Here is a 19,449-nt window from a genome sequence, read left to right on the forward strand (position 1 = left end):
CGCCTTCAGGAGCGGGCGCCTCAGGCCGGCACCCCCGCCGGCGGCCGCGTTCCGGCGCCAACGCCGAGGTGACGCTCGAGAATAGCCGGGTCGGCGAGGAAGCCGGCGCCCGTGCCGCGCTCCACCACCTGCCCGCGATCGAGGACGATCGCCTGGTCGGCGAGCTTCAGGATCTTCTTCGCCTTCTGCTCCACGATGATGGCCGACAGGCCCTCGCCCTTCACGATCCGCGCGAGCGCGCGCAGAAGCTCGTCCGCCACCACCGGGGCGAGCCCTTCGAGCGGCTCGTCGAGGAGCAGGAGTTTCGGGTTGAGGACGAGGGCGCGGGTGACGGCGAGCATCTGCTGCTCGCCGCCCGAAAGCTGGTTGCCGAGATTGGCGCGGCGCTCGCGAAGGCGCGGGAACATGTCGAAGGCGCGCTCCACGGTCCAGGGGCCGGGCCTTGCCACCGCGGTCAGGTTCTCCTCCACCGTGAGGGAGCGGAAGATGTTGCGCTCCTGCGGCACCCAGCCGATGCCGAGCGCGGCGCGCGCTTCCGGCGAGCGGCGCGTCACGTCCTCGCCGCGAAAGCGCAAGCTGCCGCCCTGGTGGGTGGTCACGCCGACGATCGAGTTGATGAGCGTCGTCTTGCCCGTCCCGTTGCGGCCGAGAAGCGCCAGCGTCTCGCCTTGCTTCATGGCGAAGGACACGCCGCCGAGCACCCGCGCCTCGCCGTAGCCGGCCTCCAGCCGTTCGACCGTCAGGAGTTCAGTCATCCCCGTCCTCCCCGAGATAGGCCGTTCGCACGCGCGGATCGGCGGCGATCTCCGCCGCCGTGCCTTCCGTCAGGAGAGCGCCCGAGACGAGAACCGAGATGCGGTCGGCGAAGGCGAAGACGAGGTCCATGTCGTGCTCGATCAGGAGGATCGTCACGTCCGAGGGCAGCGCCTTCACGATGCCGAGGATCTCGTGGCGCTCCTCCTCCGGCACGCCGGCCGCCGGCTCGTCGAGCAGGAGCACGCGCGGCCTCAAGGCCACGGCGGTGGCGATCTCCAGAAGGCGCTGCTTGCCGTAGGCAAGGTCGCCCGTCCGCTCGTTGCAGACGTCCGCGAGAAGGAAGCGCTCGATGATCTCGCCGGCCTCGCGCACCGTCGCCTTGTGGGCGGCGAGCGGCGCCCACCAGCGCCCGCCGCCGCGCTCGCGTTCCGAGATCGCGAGGCAGATCGTCTCGAGCGGCGTCAGGTCGGCGAAGAGCTGGTTGATCTGGAAGGTGCGCGTCAGGCCCCGACGCACGCGCCCGTCCTGCTTGAGATGGGTGATGTCCTCCCCCTCCAGCCGGATCGCGCCCGAACTCACCGACAGGACGCCCGTGAGGAGATTGATGAGCGTCGTCTTGCCCGCGCCGTTCGGCCCGATCAGGGCGTGCCGCGCGCCCCGTTCGAGGGACAGCGAGACCTTGTTCGTCGCCACGAGGCCGCCGAAGCGCTTCTCGATGGCGTGGGTTTCGAGAACCGCGCTCATGCCGCCCTCCCCTTGAGGCGGTGGCGCATGCCTGAGAGGAGCCGGCGCGGCGCCCCGGTCAGCCGGTCGCGCCCGACGAGCACGATCGCGACGAGGATAAAGCCGATCCAGAACTGCCAGTATTGCGCCGTGATGCCCGAGAGCCATTCCTGCAGCACGCGGAAGATCACCGCGCCGACGATGCCGCCGTAGAGCGTGCCGACGCCGCCGAGCACCAGCACGAGGAGCGCGTCGGCCGAGCGGTGCAGCGCCAGCACGTCGAGCGAGACGAACTGCGTGGTCTGGGCGAGAAGCGCGCCCGCGACGCCCGCATAGGCGGCGGCGATCGTATAGACCGCGACGAGCCGGCGCTTGGGCGCCATGCCGAGGGCGGCGGCGCGCAACGGGTTGTTGCGGATCGCCTTCAAGGACAGGCCGAACGGCGAATGGACGATCCGCCGCGCGAGAAGGAAGAGCACGAAGAGCACCGCGAGGCTGTAGCTGGTGGCGACCTGCCCCCAGAGGTCGAACTCGAAGAGCCCGAGGATCGGCAGCATGGTGATGCCGAGGAGCCCGTCCGCCCCGCCGGTCAGCCCCGCGAAGCGATTGGCCGCCTCGAACAGCATCAGGGCGAGGCCGAGCGTGATCATCAGCCGCGTGAGGTCCGAGCCGCGCAGGACGAGGAAGCTCGTCGCGAAGCCGAGAAGCCCCGACGCCGCGCCCGCCACGAGCAGCCCCGTCACCGGCTCGCCGTAGATGTCGCGGGCGAAGAGGCCCGCCGCATAGGCGCCGAAGCCGAAGAAGGCGGCGTGGCCGAGCGAGACGATGCCGGCATAGCCGAGGATGAGGTCGAGCGAGAGCGCGAAGAGCGCCAGGATCGCGATCTCGTTGAGAAGGAGGAGATGGTCCGGCAGCAGGAAGAGGCTGACAAGGGCGGCCAGCCAGAAGCCGATCTCGGTCATGCGCCAGCGCGAGCGGCGGCGCAGCGCCTCCAGCCCCGGCACGCGGGCCTCGGTCGTGCCGGCCACGGTCGCGGACGCGGCGATGTGGTCCACGGACGCGCTCATCGGCCGGCCTCGCGGGTCAGGAGCCCGTGCGGGCGCACGAGAAGGATCGCGACCGTCACGGCATAGATCGTGAAGGCGCCGAATTCGGGCATGTAATATTTGCCCGCGACGTCGGCGATGCCGAGGATCAGGGCGGCGAGGAAGGGGCCGGTGATCGAACTCGTGCCGCCCACCGTCACGACGACGAGGAAGTAGATCATGAACTTCAGCGGAAAGGACGGATCGAGGCCGAGGATCTCGCCGCCCATCGCGCCGCCGAGCCCCGCGATGCCCGAGCCGACCGCGAAGGTCGTGGAGAAGACGAGCCCGACGGGAATGCCGAGGCCGCGCGCCACGCGCCCGTCGTCCACCGCTGCGCGCAGGCGGCTGCCGAAGCAAGTGCGGGTGAGCGCGAGCTGGAGCGCGACGGTGAGCGCCGCGCAGACGAGGATGATGAAGAGGCGGTAGACGCCGATCTCGGCGCCGAAGAGATCGAAGCGGCCGCGCAGGACGTCCGGCAGGAGGATGATCTGCTGGCGCGAGCCCATGACGTAGTCGACCGCCGCGATCGACATGAAGACGAGGCCGATCGAGAAGAGCACCTGGTCGAGATGGCTGGCATCGTAGAGCCGCCGGTAGAGCGTGCGCTCCAGGACCGCGCCGATGAGCGCGACGGACACGAAGGCGATCGGCAGGCACAGGAGGAACGGCACGCCGTACCATCCCATCAGGACCACGGTGATGTAGCCGCCCGCCATGGCGAAGGCGCCGTGGGCGAGGTTGACGAAGTTCATCAGCCCGAGCGTCACGGCGAGGCCGCAGGCGAGGATGAAGAGCAGCATCCCGTAGGCGATGCCGTCGAAGAGAATGGTCAGCATGGCGCCTCCGGTGCCGGCTCCGCGGTGGGGCCCGGGCGGGCGGATGCGCCGCCCGGGCCGGACGGGGTCAGTTCGTCGCGGCCTTCACCGGGTCCTTCACCGCCTCCACCTTATCGAACTCGACGTTCCAGAGCTGGCCGTCCTTCTCCTTCACCTCGCGGAAATAGACGGTCTGGACGATGTCGCGCGTCTCGGGGTCGATCGAGACCGGCCCGCGCACGCTGGTCCATTGCAGGCCCTTCATCGCGTCGACGATGGCCTGGCCGCTCGTGTCGCCGCCCGTCTTCTTCAGCGCCTCGTAGATGAGATGCATGCCGTCATAGCCGCCGACGCCCATGAAGTTCGGCCGCATCCCGTTGTTGGCCGCCTCGAAGGCTTTCACGAAGTCCTTGTTCTCGGGCGAATCGTGGTCGGCCGAATAATGGTGCGTGGTGATGGTGCCGAGCGCCGCCTTGCCCATGCCGTTGAGAAGGTCGTCGTCGGTCACGTCGCCGGTCGCGATCAGGCGGATGCCGGCCTCCGCGAGGCCCCGGTCGTCGAACTGCTTCATCAGCGCCGAGCCGACGCCGGACGGCACGAAGGAGAAGACGGCATCGGGTTTCGCGTCGCGCACGCGCTGGAGGAAGGGCGCGAAGTCGGGGTTCGCCAGCGGCACGCGGATGGATTCGACGATCTCGCCGCCCGCCTTGGTGAAGGTCTCGGTGAAGGCCTTCTCGGCGTCGAGGCCGGGCGCGTAGTCGGCGACGAGGGTGACGACTTTCTTGAGATTGTTCTTGGCGGCCCAGTCGGCCAGCGGCACCGTCACCTGCGGCAGGGTGAAGGAGGAGCGCACGATGAAGGGCGACTTCTCGGTGATGACGGAGGTGCCCGCCGCCATGACGATCATCGGCACCTTGCCTTGCGTGGCGATCGGCGCGGAGGCCATGGCGAGCGGCGTGTGGCCGAAGCCGGCGATGACGTTGACGCGCTCGCGCGTGACGAGCTCCTGCGCGATGCGGCGCGTCTGCTCGGCGGTCGCCGCGTCGTCGCGCACGATCAGCTCGATCGTCTTGCCGCCCGCCTCGTCGCCATGGGTCGCCATGTAGAGCTTCGCCCCGGCCTCGACCTGCCGGCCGGTCGTGGCGAAGGGTCCGGTGAGGGGCACGATGAGGCCCACCTTCACGCTCTCCTGCGCGATCGCGCTTGGCACGCCCGGCAAGGCGAGCACGGTGGACAGCGCAAGGGCCTTCAGGATCTGTCGACGCTTCATGTTCGGTTCTCCTCCCGTCGCGGCGCCTTCCGCCGCTTGTGTTTCGTCTTTTCCGCCGGCCCGCCGCGCGAAGGGCTCCCACCCTCCGCGCGCCTCCCGAGCCATGGGTCAGGCCGGCACGCTCGGCCGGATCAGCGAGGCGCCCCGGATCATCTCGAAGGCCGGGCGGCTTTCGAGCGCGAGGCGCAGGTTTCGGATGGCGAGCTTGGCGTGTTCGCGCATCAGGCTCTCGGCCCGCGCGCCCTCGCGCGCTTCGATCGCCTCCACCACGGCGCGGTGCTGTTCCTGCGCGATGGTGAGGATCACGCGCGCCTCGGCGAGCTGCGACTGGGCCATGACGAAGGCGGAGGGCGAGGCGAAGGGGATCGCCGTCGCCCGCTCCATCTGCCGGGCGAGAAGCGTCGAATCCGCGAGCCCGTGCAGGAGCGCATGGAAGCGCGCGTTGAGCGGCACGTAGTCCGAGAAGCCATCGCCCGGCAGCCGGCCTTCGGCGATCAGGGCGTCGATCTCGGCGAGGCACTTGCGGATCGGCCGGAGCTGCGCGGGCGAGACGCCGCGTTCCGCCGCGAGACGCGCGCCCATGCCCTCCAGAAGCCCCCGGATCTCGATCGCCTCGAAGATCTCCTTTTCCGTGAAGGCGCGCACGGCATAGCCGCCGGACGGGATCGCCTCCAGGAGCCCCTCCTCCTCCAGCCGGATCAGCGCCGCGCGGATCGGCGTGCGCGACAGGCCGATCCGGTCCACCATGGACAGCTCGGAAATGCGCTCGCCGGGCGGCAGCTTGCCCTCCAGGATCCATTCGCGGATGGCCAAGAGCGCTCGCACCGTCTGCGACATCGAACGATCGACCAGAAGATCGGGCGCCTTCGTCATTCGAAGCGGTCCGGCGTGTCGAGCACGATGTCGCCCTTCACCACGCGCGACACGCAGGTGCAGAGCTTGGCGTTGCCGGCCTTCTCCTCGTCGGAGAAGAAGACGTCGCGGTGATCGACGATGCCGTCCACCGCCACGATGTCGAGCGCGCAGATGCCGCATTCGCCGCGCCGGCAGTCGTGGATCATCTCGACCCCCGCCGATTCCAGGGCTTCCAGCATGGTCCGGTTCGGCGGCACCTCGATCACCTGGTCGAGGCGCGGGATGCGGATGCGGAAGGCCTCGGAGGCATAGGCGCCGCTGTTGCCGAAGGTCTCGAAGCGCAGCGCCTCGCGCGGGCGCCCGCTCGCCTCCCACACCCGGCGCGCCGCTTCCAGCATCCCGATCGGCCCGCAGACATAGGCCTCGCCCCCCGGCGCGAGAGCGTCGAAGGCGGCGGCGAAGTCGATCCGCTGCCCTTGCGCGTCGAGCACGAGGTCCAGCCGGTCGCCGATCGCGGCCCGCAGCTCGTCCGCGAGCGCCGCGTCTTCCCTGGAGCGCGCGGCATAGAGGAGGCGGAAGTCCGCTCCCCGCGCGCTGAGCGCCAGCGCCATGGAGTGGATCGGCGTGATGCCGATCCCGCCCGCGATCAGCAAGTAGGACGGTCGCCCGCGCGAGAGCGGGAAATGGTTGTGCGGCCCGCTGACGAGGAGCGGGGCGCCGGGTTCGAGCGACCACATATGCGCCGAGCCGCCCCGGCTCGTCGGTAAAAGCTTCACCGCGATGCGCCAGACCCCGTCCTCGCAGGGGCCGACCACCGAATAGGAGCGCCGGTCGGGCCGCCCGGCGATCTCCAGCGAAAAGCGCAGGTGGCTGCCGGGCGTCGGCGCCTGGAAGGCGCCCGCCGGCGGCTCGATCTCGATCAGGCGGATGTCGGGCGCCAAGTCCCGAACCCCGCGCACCCGCGCCCGCACCCAGTCGTCGATCTCGGCCATGGTCCGCGCCTCCCCCGCTACTCGGCGGCCTCGGCCGCGACGGATCCGCGCGGCCGCTCGGCCTCCACCATCCGATCGATCAGCCGGTGCGCCCAGAGCGAGCCCATGTCGATGTTGAGATTGTAGAAGGGCATGCGCGGATTGTTCTCGATCGCCGCCTGCTGCGCTTCGAGCACGAAGACATCCTGGTCGTAGAGCCCGGTGCGCTCGGCATTGGCGTGGGCGAGGTTGATGCGCCCCGTCAGCGCCTCGTCCTCCACCGCGAAGCTGCGCACGAAGTTCCAGAAGTAATGGCAGGACCCGTCGGTTTCCGGCGTGATCGCGGCGAGGAAGAAGCCGTTCACGCCTTGCGAGCGGTCGCCCTCGGGCGCCCCCGTGCCGACGGGCGCGACGCCCACATCGCCCGCCACGATCGAGGGCGCCTCGAAGTGGATGATCTGCCAGCGGTCCACGAGGCCGGGCTTGCCGAGGTTGCGCGCCCAGAAGGGCGGCGGCTCGATGCCCTTCATCCAGCGCGTGACCACGGCCTTGCGGTTGGTGTGGGTCACGTCGAAGGGCGTCTGCGTCACATGCTCGTCGCCGATCGAGCCGGCATGGACATAGGTCTCGTGCGTGAGGTCGAGGAGGTTGTCGATGATGAGGCGGTAGTTCGCCTTCAGGCCGTAATAGGTGCCGCCCTCGCCCACCCAGTCGGTGCCGTCGTTCCAGTGGAAATCCGGCATGAGGTCGGGGTCGGCGAGCGCCGGATCGCCCGGCCAGACCCAGAGCAGGCGGTGGCGCTCGACCACCGGATAGCTCTTCACGCGGGCCGAAGGATTGATCGTGCGCTGCGCCGGCATGTGGGTGCAGCGCCCGGAGCCGTCGAAGGCGAGGCCATGATAGCCGCAGATCACCGTGTCGCCTTCGAGGCGCCCCAGCGACAGCGGCAGGAGGCGGTGCCAGCAGGCGTCCTCCAGCGCCGACACGGTGCCGTCGCTCTTGCGGTAGAGCACCATGTCGCGATTGCAGATCTTGCGGGGCGACAGCGCGTGCCCGATCTCGTGGGACCAGGCGGCCGCGTACCATGCGTTCACGGGGAACGCCGCGTTCATTCCCATCATCACCTCCCAGTCGATGGAATGCGATATGTATACATGCCGTCATTCCCCGAACAAGAGCGATTCTAAGAAGCGGCAAGTAAGGCCGCGTTTTGGGCGTTCTCGGGTGGATTCCAGCACCCGGAACTGCCGGCCTGTATACAGCGTCAGTCGAACGGCAGGCCCACATAGTTCTCCGCGAACCCCGCCTGCGCCGCCCGCGAGCTGCGGAGATAATTCAGTTCGGCCACCTGCATCCGCCGGTCGAAGCCGCTGGCCTCGGGAAAGCGGTGCGTCAGCCCGGTGAACCACCAGGAAAAGCGCTCCGCCTTCCAGACGCGGGCGAGCGCGCGGGCGGAATAGCGCTCGATCCCGGCACGCGAGGCGCGCGCGTAGAACTCGTCCAGCGCCTCGCTCAGCATCAGCGCGTCGGACACGGCCAGGTTCATGCCCTTGGCCCCCGTCGGCGGCACGATGTGGGCGGCATCGCCGAGGAGAAACAGCCGGCCATGGCGCATCGGCTCGGCGACGAAGGAGCGGAGCGGCGCGATGCTCTTCTCGAAGGAAGGCCCGCGCACCAGCCGCTCGCCCGCCTCCGGCCCGAGCCGAAGCGCCAGCTCGTCGAAGAAGCGCTCGTCCGGCCAGTCCTCCAGCCGCTCGTCGATCCGGCACTGGAGGTAGTAGCGGCTGCGGGTCGGCGAGCGCATGGAGGCGAGCGCGAAGCCGTGGGCGTGGCTCGCATAGATCAGCTCCTCGTCCACCGGCGGCACGTCGGCGAGGATGCCGAGCCAGCCGAACGGATAGACGCGCTCGAAGGTCTTCAGAACGCTGGGCGGCAGGGACTGCCGGCAGATGCCGTGGAACCCGTCGCATCCCGCGACGTAATCGCAGGTGATGCGCCCCTCGCCCGCCGCCGTGCGATAGGTCACGGCGGGGCGCTCGCCCTCGATGTCGTGAAGTTCCACGTCCTCCGCCTCGAAGAGGATCGGCATGGCGTGGCGCTCGGCCGCCTCGAAGAGGTCGTGCATCACCTCCTGCTGGCCGTAGACCGTGACCGCCGCCCCGCCGGTCAGCGCGGCGAGATCGATGCGGAAATGCGATCCGTCCACCGAAAGGTTGGTGCCGGTGTGGGCGAGGCCCTCGCGGCGCAGGCGCGCGTCGAGCCCGAGGCGGGACAGGGCGTCCACCGTGCCCTGTTCCAGGACGCCGGCCCGCACGCGCCCCTCGACATAGGCGCGGGTGCGGCGCTCCACCACCACGCTCTCGATGCCTTGGGCGCGCAGGAGATGGGCCAGAAACAGGCCGGCCGGCCCGGCGCCGACGATGGCGACCTGAGTGTGCAAGATGTTGCCTCCCGTCCTTCATGGCCTCCCAGCCGGACTGAGGACGATCCTGCCGCGCCCCGGGCCGGAGCGGGATGGAGGAATGTGCAATTCTCCGGTACTTTTCTTCTGCAGCCGGTTTGCTCGTCCCGGCGCAGGATCGACATCGCCGCTCGAAACGCGCGGGACGGCAGACCCGTCGGAATCGCGACGCCATGCAGAGCCCCGAAGGAACGCCCATGCCGACCACCGTCGTCCCGCGCTTCTTCCTCTACGGCGAGCCGCCCCGCGCGCCCGAGGACCGGTTCCTCCACATGGAGGAGATCGACGACCGCGCCCGGCCCGCCGCCTGGCGCATCCTGCCCCATGCCCATGCCGACCTGCATCAGGTCCTCATGGCGCGCAGCGGCGGCGGCGTGATCGAGGCCGAAGGCGAGACGCTCGCCTTCGCCGCCCCCGCCGCCCTTCTCGTGCCCGCCGGCACGGTCCACGGGTTCCGGTTCGAAGCGGGCACGGCGGGCAAGGTGCTCACCCTGTCGGAGCCCCTGTTCCGGCTGATCGTGCGCAGCGACCCGGCGCTCGGGCCCCTCTTCGAGGCGGTGCGCCGCCTGTCCGCGATCGACGGCGCGGCGCTCGGGCCTCGGCTCGATGCGCTGGCCGACGAGCTTGCGGGCGGCGCCACGGCGCGGCGCGGCGCGCTGGTCGCCCATGTCACGCTGGTCCTCGTCGCGCTCGCCCGCGCGCGGGAGGGCGAGCCCACGCCCCTTCAGACCCAGCCCGGCCAGCATGCCGAGATCGTCGCGCGCTTCCGCGAGGCGGTCGAGGAGAGCTTCCACACCCAGGCCGAACTCGACGCCTATTGCCGGCGCCTCGGCATCACGATGGGCCGGCTGCGCCTCGCCTGCCGCGCGGTGGCCGACACGACGCCCGGCCGGATCGTCACGGATCGGGTGATGCTGGAGGCCCGGCGCGCGCTCGTCTATTCCGACCGGCCGGTCTGCGACATCGCCTACGCCCTCGGCTTCACCGACCCCGCCTATTTCGCGCGCGCCTTCGCAAGGGATGTCGGCCAGTCCCCGACGAGCTTCCGCCGCCGCTCACGCGCGATGGACGCGACGGCAACGCTTGCTCCGACAGGGGATTGAGACGAACCTCAGAGGCACGCACTCGACCGGTCGCTGACGAATTTGGATGTGGGATGGCGGAGAGGATGGGATTCGAACCCACGATACCATCTCTGGTATACTCCCTTAGCAGGGGCGAAGATGTCGTTGCAGCGCAGGGCCTGCGCGCTCCGTTCCCCCAATTTTCCCCCAACGCCTCCAAATGCCCGATCCATGCGCACATCGCTCGCTTTGGTGTCGGGTCGAGCTTGATGGCTCCGCATCCCGCCTCCCGGCCGCTGCTTGGCGGGAGGGCGTGAGGATGGGCGAGCCAACGACGTTCGAAGCCTTCATCACCCGCTACGCCCTCACCGATGGCATTAAGCGGGTCATTGTGCGGGACTGCTTCCACATCTCGAAAGAGATGGTGGAGGAGGCCTCCAACCTCATCATTACGTACACGGCAAGGACTGGCACCGCACCGAGGCTGAAGCTTTGGCCCGCGCCGAAGAGATGCGGAAGGCGAAGATTGCCTCGCTGCGCAAGAGCATCGCCAAGATGGAGAAGCTGGACTTCACCCCCTCACCCCGCCCCCAGCATGGCGGAGGCGCGGAATGAGGAGCCGTCATCGCATTCGCCTCATCCGTCAGCGGCTTCATTTTCGGCAAAAGGGCCGCTGCTTCTACTGCAACCGGCTGACCGTCTTGGCTAGCCACGGCGGAGCGATCCCGCCAGACGCAGCCACCATCGACCATATCGTGCCGAAGTTCTGCGGAGGCACGTACAAGGCCAGCAACGTCGTGCTCGCGTGCCGGGTCTGCAACCAAGCGAAGGGCAAGCTCACCGGCGAGGAATTCCTTCTATCCCTGGTCGCACAGAAGGAGCCCCGCCCATGACCACCACCCTCCGCACTCTCCTAGATCGGGTCGAGCAGGGAGAGGGAGCCGATGTCGTTCTGGATTTGGACATCTACCTTTTCTTCTCCGACCAAGCCGGTGCCGGATGGCGGGGAGACATTCGCTACACGTCCTCCATCGATGCCGCCGTCGATCTCGTAGAGAAGGTGCTGCCGGGGTGGCGGGTAGCCTACGAGCCTCGCTACTATGAGCCGGATCGCATCCGGTATTGATGCGTCCTCAGCTTCGTAGACTGGTCGAATTGGACGCCAGACGGCGGCCATGTGCAACGGACTGAGGATTACGGGCATTCGGCCACACCGCCCCGGGCGATTGTCGCCGCCCTCCTCCGAGCCAAGATCGCACAGGAGGGAGAGCAATGAAGCTGACGGAGGATCAAGCCTACCTGTTGCGCTCGCTGGCTGACGGTCCACGCTACGGTTTCACTGACCTTCGGACGCTAAAGGCTCTGGAGCGGCGAGGGCTAGCGCACCATTCGTACCGTGATAGCCAAGAGTGGGGTTCGATCACCACCGCAGGCCGAGCGCTTCTGGCAGAGGACAAGCAGGATGCGTGAACTGACGAAAGCGCAGATGCGCGTATTGGTCGGAATGGAGCTCCTCGGCTTGTCCTACTACCGAAACTCCTGGGCCGAAAATTACTGGAAACAGGGCACAGGTAGGGTCATGGGCCGCACAGCCGAGGTGCTTCTGGAGCGCGGATTGATTGAACTTGGCGAGGAGCGCCAACTAGACGCTGGCCGCAAAATTGCTCGGGCTGACGTGACGCCAGCGGGCCGCGCCCTCCTCGCGGAGGCAAGAGATGAGAACTGAGGCTGACGTGGAAAAGCAAGTGTGGGCGGTGGTTCTTCACGAGGAGTTCCACCGGGAGGGTCTGGAAGTGTTAGGCGTCTTCCTGTCAGAGACAGAGGCGAACCGCGTCAGAACAGAATGGGAAGTTCGTCGCGCGGCTAGGCAAAAAATCGAGCGTGACTTCCGGCTTTCGACAGTCTGCGCAACTCGGCTTATTTCCTCCACCTGACCATCCGCCGCACCCTCTCCCAGAATCGTTCGCGATGCGTCAGGAGCGCGGCGCCGCAAGCCGCTCCCTGGCCATCCCGATCTCAGCCGGGTCGAGCTCGGCGGCAGCGGCGAAGTCGAGAACGGTTGGCTCGTGCGCCAGGATGAAGTCGAGCAGCCCGACGAAGAAGCTCGGCTTGGATGCGGCCTCGCGAAGCTGGCGGGCTTCCATGCCCGTCACGTCGAGGAAGCGGCGAAGCACCTCCGGGTTCGACGCCATGAAGCTCAGCGCCTCGACGCCGATGGTCTCGGCATCCTTGCCGGACCCGAACTTCTGCCCTCTGCGCTCCAGCATGACCGCCCCTTTCTGCGACTCGGAAGCCATTCCTATACCGTGAACAGAATAGGAACAAAAGCTTCCCCATTCTCTCGAACGGAGTCATCATCGCCGCAACGAATCAGGAGGCTGCGGCCATGTCGAGACTGGCGGAACGGATCACCGATCTATCGCTGAAGGACGATCTGCAGGAGGCAATTGACGACGCCCTGCGCACCTGTGGCGGCGATCCCCGCACGGCGATTGGCGCGCTCATTCTGGGCCAACGCTCGCTTCAGGAAGCCTATGCCGACAGGATCTCGGCTGGGTATGTCAGGCGAGACCTCTTCAAATGAGCCGGCGAACCCAGCGAGCTCGAACGATCTACGACGGCCAGCGCAAGCACCTGATGCAGCTTGCCTACGAGCTCTGGCAGGACTGCACTCCAGTGGTCGCAAGTCTTCGGACGGACTGCACTGACTATGATGCAGTTCTGTCTCTTCAAGCCGCGACCGTAGCATTCTCCAGATCGATCACCGGCGGCGAATCTTGGGTGTCGTTCGGCTCCACAAGCCCTGTCCGTTACGTTCCAACCACGCGGATCAACCGCAACGATGAAGTGGATAGCGTGATAGCCGAACACGCCGGCGACCCGCGCCTCGCCATTCGCGTCCTGCTCGATATGATCGCTCAACTGGAACTGGACCATGAGCGGCTTCTGGCGCAGATGGGGTCGTGATCGGAGGCGCCGCTAGCTAGCCAAAACACGTATTGATGATGTGTCGCCGGGGTCCCGTCATCGTTGGTCCATAATCAGACACGTACCATCAGCGCCGTGAGCTCTGCCTCAGGAAGTGGTAATGCCTGCAGATTTCGAACTATCGCCGATCCAGATTGAGACGCTGATTATGCTCGATCTGGGCGGGGACTATCAGGATAACGTGGGACGCCGAATCGAAGAGCTTTGCCCGCGCACTTTGCTATCGGCGCTGATCCTATCAGGAATGGGCTTGGTCGTTTGCTCACGGGGGTGGGACAACAGCCTTTGGTTTAGGCTCACGCCACGTGGACAGGTCGTACGAAACGCTCCAGCAGGCTAACTGCCGACTCGCTTCAGTCTGATTTGATCGGCGAGATTGAGGTATACGTTGGCGATCTGCTCGTACATTTCGCCCAGTTCAGCCGGAGGGTGTGCGATATATGACAGTTCCAGCGCTATCGCCTTCGCCGCTATTTCGGTGATCTCGCAAACTTGCGTGCTCATCGCAGCAACACGCTCAACTGCTCGCTGATCAGCTTGGACGAGATCCGCAGTTCGCTTGTTGAGACCAGGCATGGTCGACAGTCCCCTATAACCTGCGGTTTAAATCTGATCGTCAGGTATTGAGGATTCCTTACTATAAGGCCAAGTGCGGATATGTCTCAGGCTCGTCTGGCGAGCCTCGCTTGTTGCGCAATTCACCAGCGTTCGAAGCGTCAATTTAAGCCTGAGATGATAGCTTAGGGATGGCTGACTGGTAACGTTTCCAGTTAGCGCCGGCGGATGAAGGCGAAGAGCTTCGTTTCCGTATCGCTCGGCTGTACCAGTTCGCAGGGCTGGCTCGTCACCTGCACCAGCTTGCGGCACAATATCTCGATGTTGATCTCCGAACGCTGCGCGCTCTGCGCGTTGAGCATGATCAGCGCGGCGATCGCGGCGCTAAAGCACGCCATGGCGCCAATGATGAGCATCAGGTCTCGCCTCGTCATGTCATGCTCCTCCGCGGAAGGGTGAGGTTTCGAACTCCGGAATTGCGAGTTGGGCGCCGGCCATGATGCGCTCGAGCTTGCCGACGTGTCGGGAGTAGTCGGCCAGCATGATCTCCTGCCGCTCGATGGTGCGGGCTTGGTTCATCATGGCGGCCTTCACGTCCGTCAGCTGGCGCTCGAAGTCGCGGCGGATCTCGGCCATCCGCTCGTCGCCGTCGTCCTCGATGCGCTTCAGCGACGCTTGGAGGTCTGCAACGCGGGCCTCATAGGTCTTGGCCTGCGCCTCCGTGTTGGACTTGGTGTAGACGAAGACAGCCCCCAGCACGCCGCCAAGGGCCGTCATCACGGCTGCGAATTCGCCAAGAGAGATGCCATTCACCGGCCTGCCCTTTCGATATGCGGATGTGGATTAGGTCGCGGCGTTGCGCGGGGCGAGCCAAGCGCCGGCATAGGCCGCGCCCGCCAGAACGAGAGCCGTAATCTGCACCACCGTCTCGGGGTCGCTCGCCACATCAGCAGGGATCCATCCGAACCGGACCATCAGCGCGAGCGCCGGGCTGACGATGAGGACGCCGAGGCCTGCCCCGTTCGCCTTGGCGCGGGGGCCGCCGGTCGGAGCTCGCGCGGGCGCTGTCGGCAGTGTCGGCTCTATCGGCGGCCCGCCATTGTCGCCGATCGTGGCCGGCGTATCATCCGGCCGAGGCGTCGGCACAGGCACCCGAATCACCTCGTCAGCCGGCGACCAGGGCGTGTCCCTGATCTTCGACCAGCGCTTGAACGCGGCCTCGAGCTTCGTGTGGTAGCCGTTCTTGGCATACTGCGGCCCGTTGTAGCCGCGGGCGAACCCGGCCCAATCGTGGGCGCGCAGCTTGCCGTCGAGCTTGGCCGACAAGATGAACGCGACCATCATCTCGAGGTGCTTGTCGGCGTCGTCCAGCGAGGCGAGAACCATCTCCTGCACCGTGTCGTAGCCGACCATGGCATGGTTCTCGCCGAGGATCTGGCCGAGCCCCCAGGACGCGGACTTGAGCGCCGCCGTCTCATCGATCGCCATGGCTTCGATCAGGCGCGGATAGCTGTCCTTCGGGTACGGCTGCTCACCCCATGAGGGATAGGCGAGCCCGGCCTTGACCGCGCGGTCGCGCTTGGCGCCGGGGCCAAGGTTGCGCCAAAACCTATGAGGTTCGAAGAGGAGCTTTGGCCGCCCCTTCGCGTCCCACGCCCCTCCTGCGGTCTCCACGTCGATCACGGCGTGGATCTCGTCCTCGCCGACGCCGATGCGATATCCGAGGCGAGGAAGGTCGATGTCATCAAGCGGCTTGGCGGCGCCGCGAAAGCCGTTGAAGTCGGCCATGGTGGTCTCCGGGCAAAGAAAAGCCCGGCGCGGTGGCCGGGCGAGATGGATGTGGGAGGTTGGCGCTCTGATCAGACGCGCGGCCGACCAGCGAACACGAAGAGATGAGCGACGAAGCCGGGCGGCTTGATCGGAACGGGCTTGCCACCGCCCGCCTTGGCTGTGGTCTTGGATTGCGCCTTGGCTGTGCTGCCCGTGAGAAGCGGCAGGATGCCACCCAGGAGCCCGGCTGTGCCCGCCTTCATCTCCACGGTGTCATCGACATAGCCGTGGTCGTGCTCGGGCAGCATGGCGAGGGTGAGCGTCACGCTATCCGACCCGATGAGTGAGCCCGCCACCCCGTCGAACCCGCTGGCGACCGTCGCCGTCCCGACGGGCACCTTGACCAGCTTGAAGGTCGAGGCCGTCGAGCCCGCCAGGAACCAGCCCATCCCGCTCGCCTTTGCGACGAACTCGGGATAGCTGGCGCGCTGGTATTCGGTCTTGCCGTCGAGCCGGAGCCAGGCCGGACCAAGATCATCGAACAGGGCATGGCGCAGGAGCCCGATTGGCAAGGTGACGTCGCGAAGGTCTACGCCGGCCATAGCTTGTCGTCTCCGATGTTGCTGATGGCCTCCCCGGCGGCAATGCGCTGCTTGAGGTCGTTGCCGGCGACGATGAGAAGCCCCTCCCGCGCAGCCACGGCATTGCCGAAGGCAACCATGGTCTGGGCGTCCATCGGCACGCGAACGTCGTCGGCCGCGATCCAGAAGAAGTCCTTGTCGACGCCCGGCCAGCGAAGATCGCCCGGTTGCGCTCCGCCCATGATCGCAGCCATGGCCGAGATGCGGGAGGTGTTGATGCGAGCGCGGGCTTCGTCGTCGGTCTGGAAGAGGTGGCCGGCGAAGGTGACGCCGAGGTCGAGGCGGCGGTCGCGCTCGGCGTTGATGTCGGTGTCCGAGGGGATCAGGATGATTCCCCTTTCCTCGATGACGGCGGCCTCCTCATCTTTCGTGAGATTTACAAGAATGCCATCTCTGTAAGCTTTCACGCACGCCTCCCCATAGCGATGATTGTACCCTTCGTCGCAGATGTGCTGAAGCTGAATCGAATGCCGGTAATTGGCGAAAGATTTGATTGCTGCGCCGCAACAGTGCCGCAGACTGCAAGGTTTTTTGTTGTCGTAAATGCGGTGATCCGCCCAGCATCTTCAGATGTTACAGATGGAGATGTCACATTTATCGATGAAGTATCGTACAAACTGACGCTGCTATTATTGCTGCTCTGGTTCGCCCCAACGCTGCCTGTCTGATATGCTACAAACATCTGGTTGTAGCCAGATGTCTGATAGCTGCCATTTTTCTTGACCCTCAATGTCGGCGTCTGATCAAGGCCATAGAGAGACAACCAGATCTCTGCGATCTCATCATCTCCGGCGAAACTCTCCAAATCCACCTGCGCGACGCTAGTCGAGATTGTTGTCCGCGCGATGGGAAAGCTTTTCGCGCGGCCTACAGAGCGGAACGCCGCACCGTCAGACTGAATGAGAAGGGATTCTCCCGGATATACGCGGATCGTCGTTCTGCCATCGACGGTCTCACCACCATTTGGATCTAGGGTAATGACGCCGCTGCCTGCATTCCGGACATATACGAACCATCCCGAGCCAAGCACCGACGCCGCTGCGAACGTTTGTGTGAAAGTGCCGGTGAGCTCGATCATCTTCCCCTGATCAGCTTGGACCAGCGGCGTGTCGGAGGATCGAGCAGAAGTCACAATGGGCGCAGAGCCGGCAGCAAGGTTTGTCAGCAGCGATCCGTCGAGAGCCGGCAACTTGGCGGCTTCTGCCAACAGCAAGACGTTCCCAGCACCAGTGCCAGCAGCCTTAGTCGCAGCGCTACCAAGCCCAAGCGCTGCTCGAGCTGCTGCAGCTGATGCGGCAATTAAAAGCGCCGTGCCGACCTCCGTGGCGTTGGAGATCTGGTCTGCGGTGTGTGTGTGAACGGCAGGCGCCTTCTGCGCCAACAGATCGTTTGTCGCGCCTTTGTTGTAGTAGTTGGCTGGATCAACGCCAGGCACGCCAGGGGCGCCCTGCGGAATGCCGAACTCGAGAATCGCATCCGTCAATGTCCCGACATTGTTCACCGTCGGCTCTGCACCCGGCGGCAACGTCTCTACATCACCGATGGAAACGGTCGCGCCCGCGCCGCGCGGGCCGATCGGTTTCACCTGAACATTCGGGACTACGCTGGTGATCGTCATCGCGTTACGCCTCGTTCGATTGTGACTATGCCAGCCGCAAAGCGATCAATGGCATTGCCCTCTCGCGTCCAGACCATGTCGTAGGGGTAGATCCCCGGCGGAAGCGTGCGCATGATGGATGCAGGTACGTTCCAAGCTAGAAGGCCAGTTGTGCCAGGAGGCACGATTTGCAGGAAACCGTTCGTGGTACTGGCTTCAAGGAGAACGTGGAGCGCTTCAACGGGTAGGCGCAGCTGCGCGACAAACTCGTCGTCGGTGATGTCCACCGGGTCTTCAGCTTCACCCTGAACCAGCGCGATCGCGTCCCGCCAATCCTCGTTTGTGCTTACGAGATAATTGACTAGAGTGATGCTCATTAGATGTCATCCTCCAGAAAGCCAGTGGCGTAATTTCTTACACCTTGATTTCCATTCGATTTCAGGATGATACCACCAGATAGGACATAGCTCATTTCAACTTCAGTGAGATTGGCTCCAGTGAATTCGAACGTGTTTGCTTGGTCAGCAGGCACAAGGGTCGAGCGGGTCTTCAAGATCAGCCGCTTGCCGGCGGGGACGGTGTAAATCGCCGCTCCAGCACCCCAGTCCGATGAAACGATCGCCCCACCAATTCGGAGCGAACGCTGACCATTGGTGATCGTCGTGAGTGTGACAGACTGAGCCATTTCAATGTCCTGACATGAAGAAGGATTGGCCGCTTTGAGAAGCTGATATGGCAGACGCAATTGCTGCGATCGTAGCTTTTCGATGAAGGCCTTCGGAGGCGCTGAACAATGCAAGCGAGTCGACTGGTGAAGGAGTCGGCTTTGCAATCAGCCCACTGATATTGAGTTTGAGCTCCCGATCCGAGGCCAGCGTGCCGCCCCCCTGGATTCCCTCAGATGTGCTGATCGCCCGCAGAGCGCCGAGTGCAGCCATCAGGTTCTCACGACTGATGATCTTTACGTCGCCGAGAGAGACGTCCCAGAAAGTAAATAGGTCTCCGGCCTCAAGGCTGATGTCCGTGACGGCTCCCAAAACAGCTCGTCGTTGCAGATGCATTGCGATCTGGTTCGGCGTAGCCGCAAACCAGTTGCCTTGCACGGCGTCCCATCGCTTCACCTGGCGGACGTCGATGTGCCACCAGAGATCATCCTTGTTGGTCGGTGGCGTATTGCCCGCCATGACGCGGAATAGCCCCATGTCGAGGAGCAGACGGGTCAGGACATCTCGGGCGTCCGCCCGTAGATCATCCTTGGGATTTTGCGTTGGAGAGGTGACGAGCTTGTGGGTTGATGGTGAAAAAGCAGCCATGTCGGAATCCCTTATGCAAAGGTGAGATCGGCGCCGCGATCTGCGAGAGCGACGTTCACGACATTGCCTGTGGTGGTAATGGCCAGCCCGCCGCCGTTCTTCAGTGTTCGAAACTGCATGGTGTCGGTGGCCACGGCCGAGAATACCTGCCCGGTGCCGTCGCCGATGTTTGCCCCAGTCGTGATGAGGCTGCCGCCCGATCCGCCGAGGCCGGCGACGAACTGCGCTCGAGTCTGTCGCCGGTGTGCGTTTGCTACCGGGTCGAAGACCGCGATGACGTCCGCGCCGGAAGCCGTCTCTTTCGCCTCGAGCCCCAGGAAGTTCAGACGCAGCGTCCGGTCCTCTTCCAGCGTGCCGCCGCCGGAGATGCCCTCAGTTGTCGAGATCCGGCGAAAGCGGGATGCAACGCCCGAAAGGTCGAGGCCATTGATGGCGGATTGAACCTGCTGGAAGAGCCAGTTAAACAGCCCCGGATCTGCCCGGCCGCAGCTGAAGCCTTCTCGGACTTGCGCAGCCGTCGGCGTCGTGATGAGAGCGTCATCATCCGACGCCCACACGTTATCGAATGCAGCCATGATGGCC

At 65.6% G+C, this 19,449-nt stretch carries 27 protein-coding genes and 1 tRNA gene; 6 read left to right on the forward strand and 22 right to left on the reverse strand.

Going from position 1 to position 19,449, the window contains the following annotated elements:
- Positions 1 to 20: 20 nt before the first annotated feature.
- The 9 genes from B146_RS0114680 to pobA all read right to left on the reverse strand — a co-directional run bounded on the left by B146_RS0114680 (position 21) and on the right by pobA (position 8,918).
- Positions 21 to 755 (reverse strand): ABC transporter ATP-binding protein, encoded by a 735-nt coding sequence (locus B146_RS0114680; protein ID WP_019997210.1) that lies wholly within the window; start codon positions 753 to 755, stop codon positions 21 to 23.
- The gene (locus B146_RS0114685; protein WP_019997211.1) at positions 748 to 1,500 is read right to left on the reverse strand and encodes an ABC transporter ATP-binding protein; all 753 of its coding nucleotides are present in this window, start codon (positions 1,498 to 1,500) and stop codon (positions 748 to 750) included. The genes B146_RS0114680 and B146_RS0114685 overlap by 8 nt, the downstream gene beginning before the upstream one ends.
- A complete protein-coding gene (locus B146_RS0114690) occupies positions 1,497 to 2,546 on the reverse strand; it encodes a branched-chain amino acid ABC transporter permease (protein ID WP_019997212.1) in 1,050 nt (349 codons plus the stop codon). The genes B146_RS0114685 and B146_RS0114690 overlap by 4 nt, the downstream gene beginning before the upstream one ends.
- A complete protein-coding gene (locus tag B146_RS0114695; RefSeq protein WP_019997213.1) occupies positions 2,543 to 3,403 on the reverse strand; it encodes a branched-chain amino acid ABC transporter permease in 861 nt (286 codons plus the stop codon). The genes B146_RS0114690 and B146_RS0114695 overlap by 4 nt, the downstream gene beginning before the upstream one ends.
- A gap of 67 nt (positions 3,404 to 3,470) precedes the next feature.
- Positions 3,471 to 4,652, reverse strand: coding sequence for an ABC transporter substrate-binding protein (locus B146_RS0114700; RefSeq protein ID WP_019997214.1), 1,182 nt, complete (start codon positions 4,650 to 4,652; stop codon positions 3,471 to 3,473).
- Positions 4,653 to 4,760: 108 nt separating this feature from the next.
- On the reverse strand, positions 4,761 to 5,525 hold the full coding sequence (locus B146_RS0114705; RefSeq protein WP_019997215.1) for a GntR family transcriptional regulator: 765 nt from the start codon (positions 5,523 to 5,525) through the stop codon (positions 4,761 to 4,763).
- Positions 5,522 to 6,499 carry a PDR/VanB family oxidoreductase gene (locus B146_RS0114710; protein ID WP_019997216.1) on the reverse strand — a complete coding sequence of 326 codons (978 nt, stop codon included), beginning with the start codon at positions 6,497 to 6,499 and terminating at the stop codon, positions 5,522 to 5,524. The genes B146_RS0114705 and B146_RS0114710 overlap by 4 nt, the downstream gene beginning before the upstream one ends.
- Positions 6,500 to 6,516: 17 nt before the next feature.
- Complete coding sequence (locus B146_RS0114715) at positions 6,517 to 7,590, reverse strand: aromatic ring-hydroxylating dioxygenase subunit alpha (RefSeq protein ID WP_019997217.1); 1,074 nt, start codon at positions 7,588 to 7,590, stop codon at positions 6,517 to 6,519.
- A gap of 152 nt (positions 7,591 to 7,742) precedes the next feature.
- Entirely contained in the window at positions 7,743 to 8,918 is a 1,176-nt protein-coding gene (gene pobA / locus B146_RS0114720) for a 4-hydroxybenzoate 3-monooxygenase (protein ID WP_019997218.1), read from the reverse strand.
- A gap of 218 nt (positions 8,919 to 9,136) precedes the next feature.
- On the opposite strand from pobA, the gene B146_RS0114725 reads away from it, so the two are divergent.
- The gene (locus B146_RS0114725) at positions 9,137 to 10,042 is read left to right on the forward strand and encodes a helix-turn-helix domain-containing protein (RefSeq protein ID WP_019997219.1); all 906 of its coding nucleotides are present in this window, start codon (positions 9,137 to 9,139) and stop codon (positions 10,040 to 10,042) included.
- Between the two features lie 54 nt (positions 10,043 to 10,096).
- Here the strand turns inward: B146_RS0114725 and B146_RS29030 are convergent.
- Positions 10,097 to 10,221, reverse strand: a tRNA-Ser gene (locus B146_RS29030).
- Positions 10,222 to 10,614: 393 nt separating this feature from the next.
- Here B146_RS29030 and B146_RS26185 point away from each other — a divergent pair.
- The 3 genes from B146_RS26185 (at position 10,615) to B146_RS0114750 (ending at position 11,729) form a co-directional block, all read left to right on the forward strand.
- Complete coding sequence (locus tag B146_RS26185) at positions 10,615 to 10,896, forward strand: HNH endonuclease (RefSeq protein WP_019997222.1); 282 nt, start codon at positions 10,615 to 10,617, stop codon at positions 10,894 to 10,896.
- Positions 10,893 to 11,129 carry a hypothetical protein gene (locus tag B146_RS0114740; protein WP_019997223.1) on the forward strand — a complete coding sequence of 79 codons (237 nt, stop codon included), beginning with the start codon at positions 10,893 to 10,895 and terminating at the stop codon, positions 11,127 to 11,129. Before B146_RS26185 ends, B146_RS0114740 begins: the two co-directional genes overlap by 4 nt.
- Before the next feature lie 336 nt (positions 11,130 to 11,465).
- Complete coding sequence (locus tag B146_RS0114750; RefSeq protein ID WP_155897511.1) at positions 11,466 to 11,729, forward strand: hypothetical protein; 264 nt, start codon at positions 11,466 to 11,468, stop codon at positions 11,727 to 11,729.
- Between the two features lie 247 nt (positions 11,730 to 11,976).
- Here the strand turns inward: B146_RS0114750 and B146_RS26190 are convergent, their stop codons facing one another.
- Positions 11,977 to 12,270, reverse strand: a complete 294-nt coding sequence (locus B146_RS26190) for a DUF3572 domain-containing protein (protein ID WP_155897512.1) — start codon at positions 12,268 to 12,270, stop codon at positions 11,977 to 11,979.
- Positions 12,271 to 12,389: 119 nt separating this feature from the next.
- On the opposite strand from B146_RS26190, the gene B146_RS0114760 reads away from it, so the two are divergent.
- Both B146_RS0114760 and B146_RS0114765 read left to right on the forward strand, forming a co-directional pair.
- Positions 12,390 to 12,587: a hypothetical protein gene (locus tag B146_RS0114760; protein WP_019997227.1), complete on the forward strand. Its 198-nt coding sequence runs from the start codon at positions 12,390 to 12,392 to the stop codon at positions 12,585 to 12,587.
- Positions 12,584 to 12,970, forward strand: a complete 387-nt coding sequence (locus B146_RS0114765) for a hypothetical protein (protein ID WP_019997228.1) — start codon at positions 12,584 to 12,586, stop codon at positions 12,968 to 12,970. Before B146_RS0114760 ends, B146_RS0114765 begins: the two co-directional genes overlap by 4 nt.
- 357 nt (positions 12,971 to 13,327) lie before the next feature.
- Here the strand turns inward: B146_RS0114765 and B146_RS29035 are convergent, their stop codons facing one another.
- The 11 genes from B146_RS29035 to B146_RS0114810 all read right to left on the reverse strand — a co-directional run bounded on the left by B146_RS29035 (position 13,328) and on the right by B146_RS0114810 (position 19,442).
- Positions 13,328 to 13,567 (reverse strand): hypothetical protein, encoded by a 240-nt coding sequence (locus B146_RS29035; protein ID WP_155897513.1) that lies wholly within the window; start codon positions 13,565 to 13,567, stop codon positions 13,328 to 13,330.
- Positions 13,568 to 13,761: 194 nt separating this feature from the next.
- Complete coding sequence (locus B146_RS0114775; RefSeq protein WP_019997230.1) at positions 13,762 to 13,980, reverse strand: hypothetical protein; 219 nt, start codon at positions 13,978 to 13,980, stop codon at positions 13,762 to 13,764.
- 1 nt (position 13,981) lies between these two features.
- The gene (locus B146_RS0114780; RefSeq protein WP_019997231.1) at positions 13,982 to 14,359 is read right to left on the reverse strand and encodes a hypothetical protein; all 378 of its coding nucleotides are present in this window, start codon (positions 14,357 to 14,359) and stop codon (positions 13,982 to 13,984) included.
- A gap of 30 nt (positions 14,360 to 14,389) precedes the next feature.
- Complete coding sequence (locus B146_RS28355; protein ID WP_019997232.1) at positions 14,390 to 15,334, reverse strand: N-acetylmuramidase family protein; 945 nt, start codon at positions 15,332 to 15,334, stop codon at positions 14,390 to 14,392.
- A gap of 71 nt (positions 15,335 to 15,405) precedes the next feature.
- Positions 15,406 to 15,918 (reverse strand): DUF4607 domain-containing protein, encoded by a 513-nt coding sequence (locus tag B146_RS0114790; protein WP_019997233.1) that lies wholly within the window; start codon positions 15,916 to 15,918, stop codon positions 15,406 to 15,408.
- Positions 15,906 to 16,364: a DUF4376 domain-containing protein gene (locus tag B146_RS0114795; protein WP_019997234.1), complete on the reverse strand. Its 459-nt coding sequence runs from the start codon at positions 16,362 to 16,364 to the stop codon at positions 15,906 to 15,908. Before B146_RS0114795 ends, B146_RS0114790 begins: the two co-directional genes overlap by 13 nt.
- Entirely contained in the window at positions 16,361 to 17,575 is a 1,215-nt protein-coding gene (locus tag B146_RS29370; RefSeq protein ID WP_162141947.1) for a hypothetical protein, read from the reverse strand. The genes B146_RS0114795 and B146_RS29370 overlap by 4 nt, the downstream gene beginning before the upstream one ends.
- Positions 17,572 to 17,931 carry a hypothetical protein gene (locus B146_RS0114800; protein ID WP_019997235.1) on the reverse strand — a complete coding sequence of 120 codons (360 nt, stop codon included), beginning with the start codon at positions 17,929 to 17,931 and terminating at the stop codon, positions 17,572 to 17,574. Before B146_RS0114800 ends, B146_RS29370 begins: the two co-directional genes overlap by 4 nt.
- A complete protein-coding gene (locus B146_RS29040) occupies positions 17,931 to 18,239 on the reverse strand; it encodes a hypothetical protein (RefSeq protein ID WP_155897514.1) in 309 nt (102 codons plus the stop codon). The genes B146_RS0114800 and B146_RS29040 overlap by 1 nt, the downstream gene beginning before the upstream one ends.
- A 1-nt stretch (position 18,240) precedes the next feature.
- Positions 18,241 to 18,867 carry a hypothetical protein gene (locus B146_RS0114805; protein ID WP_155897515.1) on the reverse strand — a complete coding sequence of 209 codons (627 nt, stop codon included), beginning with the start codon at positions 18,865 to 18,867 and terminating at the stop codon, positions 18,241 to 18,243.
- An 11-nt stretch (positions 18,868 to 18,878) separates the two neighbouring features.
- Positions 18,879 to 19,442: a hypothetical protein gene (locus tag B146_RS0114810; protein WP_019997237.1), complete on the reverse strand. Its 564-nt coding sequence runs from the start codon at positions 19,440 to 19,442 to the stop codon at positions 18,879 to 18,881.
- Between the last annotated feature and the right edge of the window lie 7 nt (positions 19,443 to 19,449).

It is taken from the genome of Aureimonas ureilytica DSM 18598 = NBRC 106430 (assembly GCF_000382705.1).
Taxonomy (GTDB): domain Bacteria; phylum Pseudomonadota; class Alphaproteobacteria; order Rhizobiales; family Rhizobiaceae; genus Aureimonas; species Aureimonas ureilytica.

Coding starts and splice junctions, on each gene's coding strand:
- B146_RS0114680 (WP_019997210.1), bottom strand. CDS start 755: ATGACTGAACTCCTGACGGTCGAACGGCTGGAGGCCGGCTACGGCGAG.
- B146_RS0114685 (WP_019997211.1), bottom strand. CDS start 1,500: ATGAGCGCGGTTCTCGAAACCCACGCCATCGAGAAGCGCTTCGGCGGC.
- B146_RS0114690 (WP_019997212.1), bottom strand. CDS start 2,546: ATGAGCGCGTCCGTGGACCACATCGCCGCGTCCGCGACCGTGGCCGGC.
- B146_RS0114695 (WP_019997213.1), bottom strand. CDS start 3,403: ATGCTGACCATTCTCTTCGACGGCATCGCCTACGGGATGCTGCTCTTC.
- B146_RS0114700 (WP_019997214.1), bottom strand. CDS start 4,652: ATGAAGCGTCGACAGATCCTGAAGGCCCTTGCGCTGTCCACCGTGCTC.
- B146_RS0114705 (WP_019997215.1), bottom strand. CDS start 5,525: ATGACGAAGGCGCCCGATCTTCTGGTCGATCGTTCGATGTCGCAGACG.
- B146_RS0114710 (WP_019997216.1), bottom strand. CDS start 6,499: ATGGCCGAGATCGACGACTGGGTGCGGGCGCGGGTGCGCGGGGTTCGG.
- B146_RS0114715 (WP_019997217.1), bottom strand. CDS start 7,590: ATGAACGCGGCGTTCCCCGTGAACGCATGGTACGCGGCCGCCTGGTCC.
- B146_RS0114725 (WP_019997219.1), top strand. CDS start 9,137: ATGCCGACCACCGTCGTCCCGCGCTTCTTCCTCTACGGCGAGCCGCCC.
- B146_RS26185 (WP_019997222.1), top strand. CDS start 10,615: ATGAGGAGCCGTCATCGCATTCGCCTCATCCGTCAGCGGCTTCATTTT.
- B146_RS0114740 (WP_019997223.1), top strand. CDS start 10,893: ATGACCACCACCCTCCGCACTCTCCTAGATCGGGTCGAGCAGGGAGAG.
- B146_RS0114750 (WP_155897511.1), top strand. CDS start 11,466: ATGCGTGAACTGACGAAAGCGCAGATGCGCGTATTGGTCGGAATGGAG.
- B146_RS26190 (WP_155897512.1), bottom strand. CDS start 12,270: ATGCTGGAGCGCAGAGGGCAGAAGTTCGGGTCCGGCAAGGATGCCGAG.
- B146_RS0114760 (WP_019997227.1), top strand. CDS start 12,390: ATGTCGAGACTGGCGGAACGGATCACCGATCTATCGCTGAAGGACGAT.
- B146_RS0114765 (WP_019997228.1), top strand. CDS start 12,584: ATGAGCCGGCGAACCCAGCGAGCTCGAACGATCTACGACGGCCAGCGC.
- B146_RS29035 (WP_155897513.1), bottom strand. CDS start 13,567: ATGCCTGGTCTCAACAAGCGAACTGCGGATCTCGTCCAAGCTGATCAG.
- B146_RS0114775 (WP_019997230.1), bottom strand. CDS start 13,980: ATGACGAGGCGAGACCTGATGCTCATCATTGGCGCCATGGCGTGCTTT.
- B146_RS28355 (WP_019997232.1), bottom strand. CDS start 15,334: ATGGCCGACTTCAACGGCTTTCGCGGCGCCGCCAAGCCGCTTGATGAC.
- B146_RS0114790 (WP_019997233.1), bottom strand. CDS start 15,918: ATGGCCGGCGTAGACCTTCGCGACGTCACCTTGCCAATCGGGCTCCTG.
- B146_RS29370 (WP_162141947.1), bottom strand. CDS start 17,575: ATGACGATCACCAGCGTAGTCCCGAATGTTCAGGTGAAACCGATCGGC.
- B146_RS0114800 (WP_019997235.1), bottom strand. CDS start 17,931: ATGAGCATCACTCTAGTCAATTATCTCGTAAGCACAAACGAGGATTGG.
- B146_RS29040 (WP_155897514.1), bottom strand. CDS start 18,239: ATGGCTCAGTCTGTCACACTCACGACGATCACCAATGGTCAGCGTTCG.
- B146_RS0114805 (WP_155897515.1), bottom strand. CDS start 18,867: ATGGCTGCTTTTTCACCATCAACCCACAAGCTCGTCACCTCTCCAACG.
- B146_RS0114810 (WP_019997237.1), bottom strand. CDS start 19,442: ATGGCTGCATTCGATAACGTGTGGGCGTCGGATGATGACGCTCTCATC.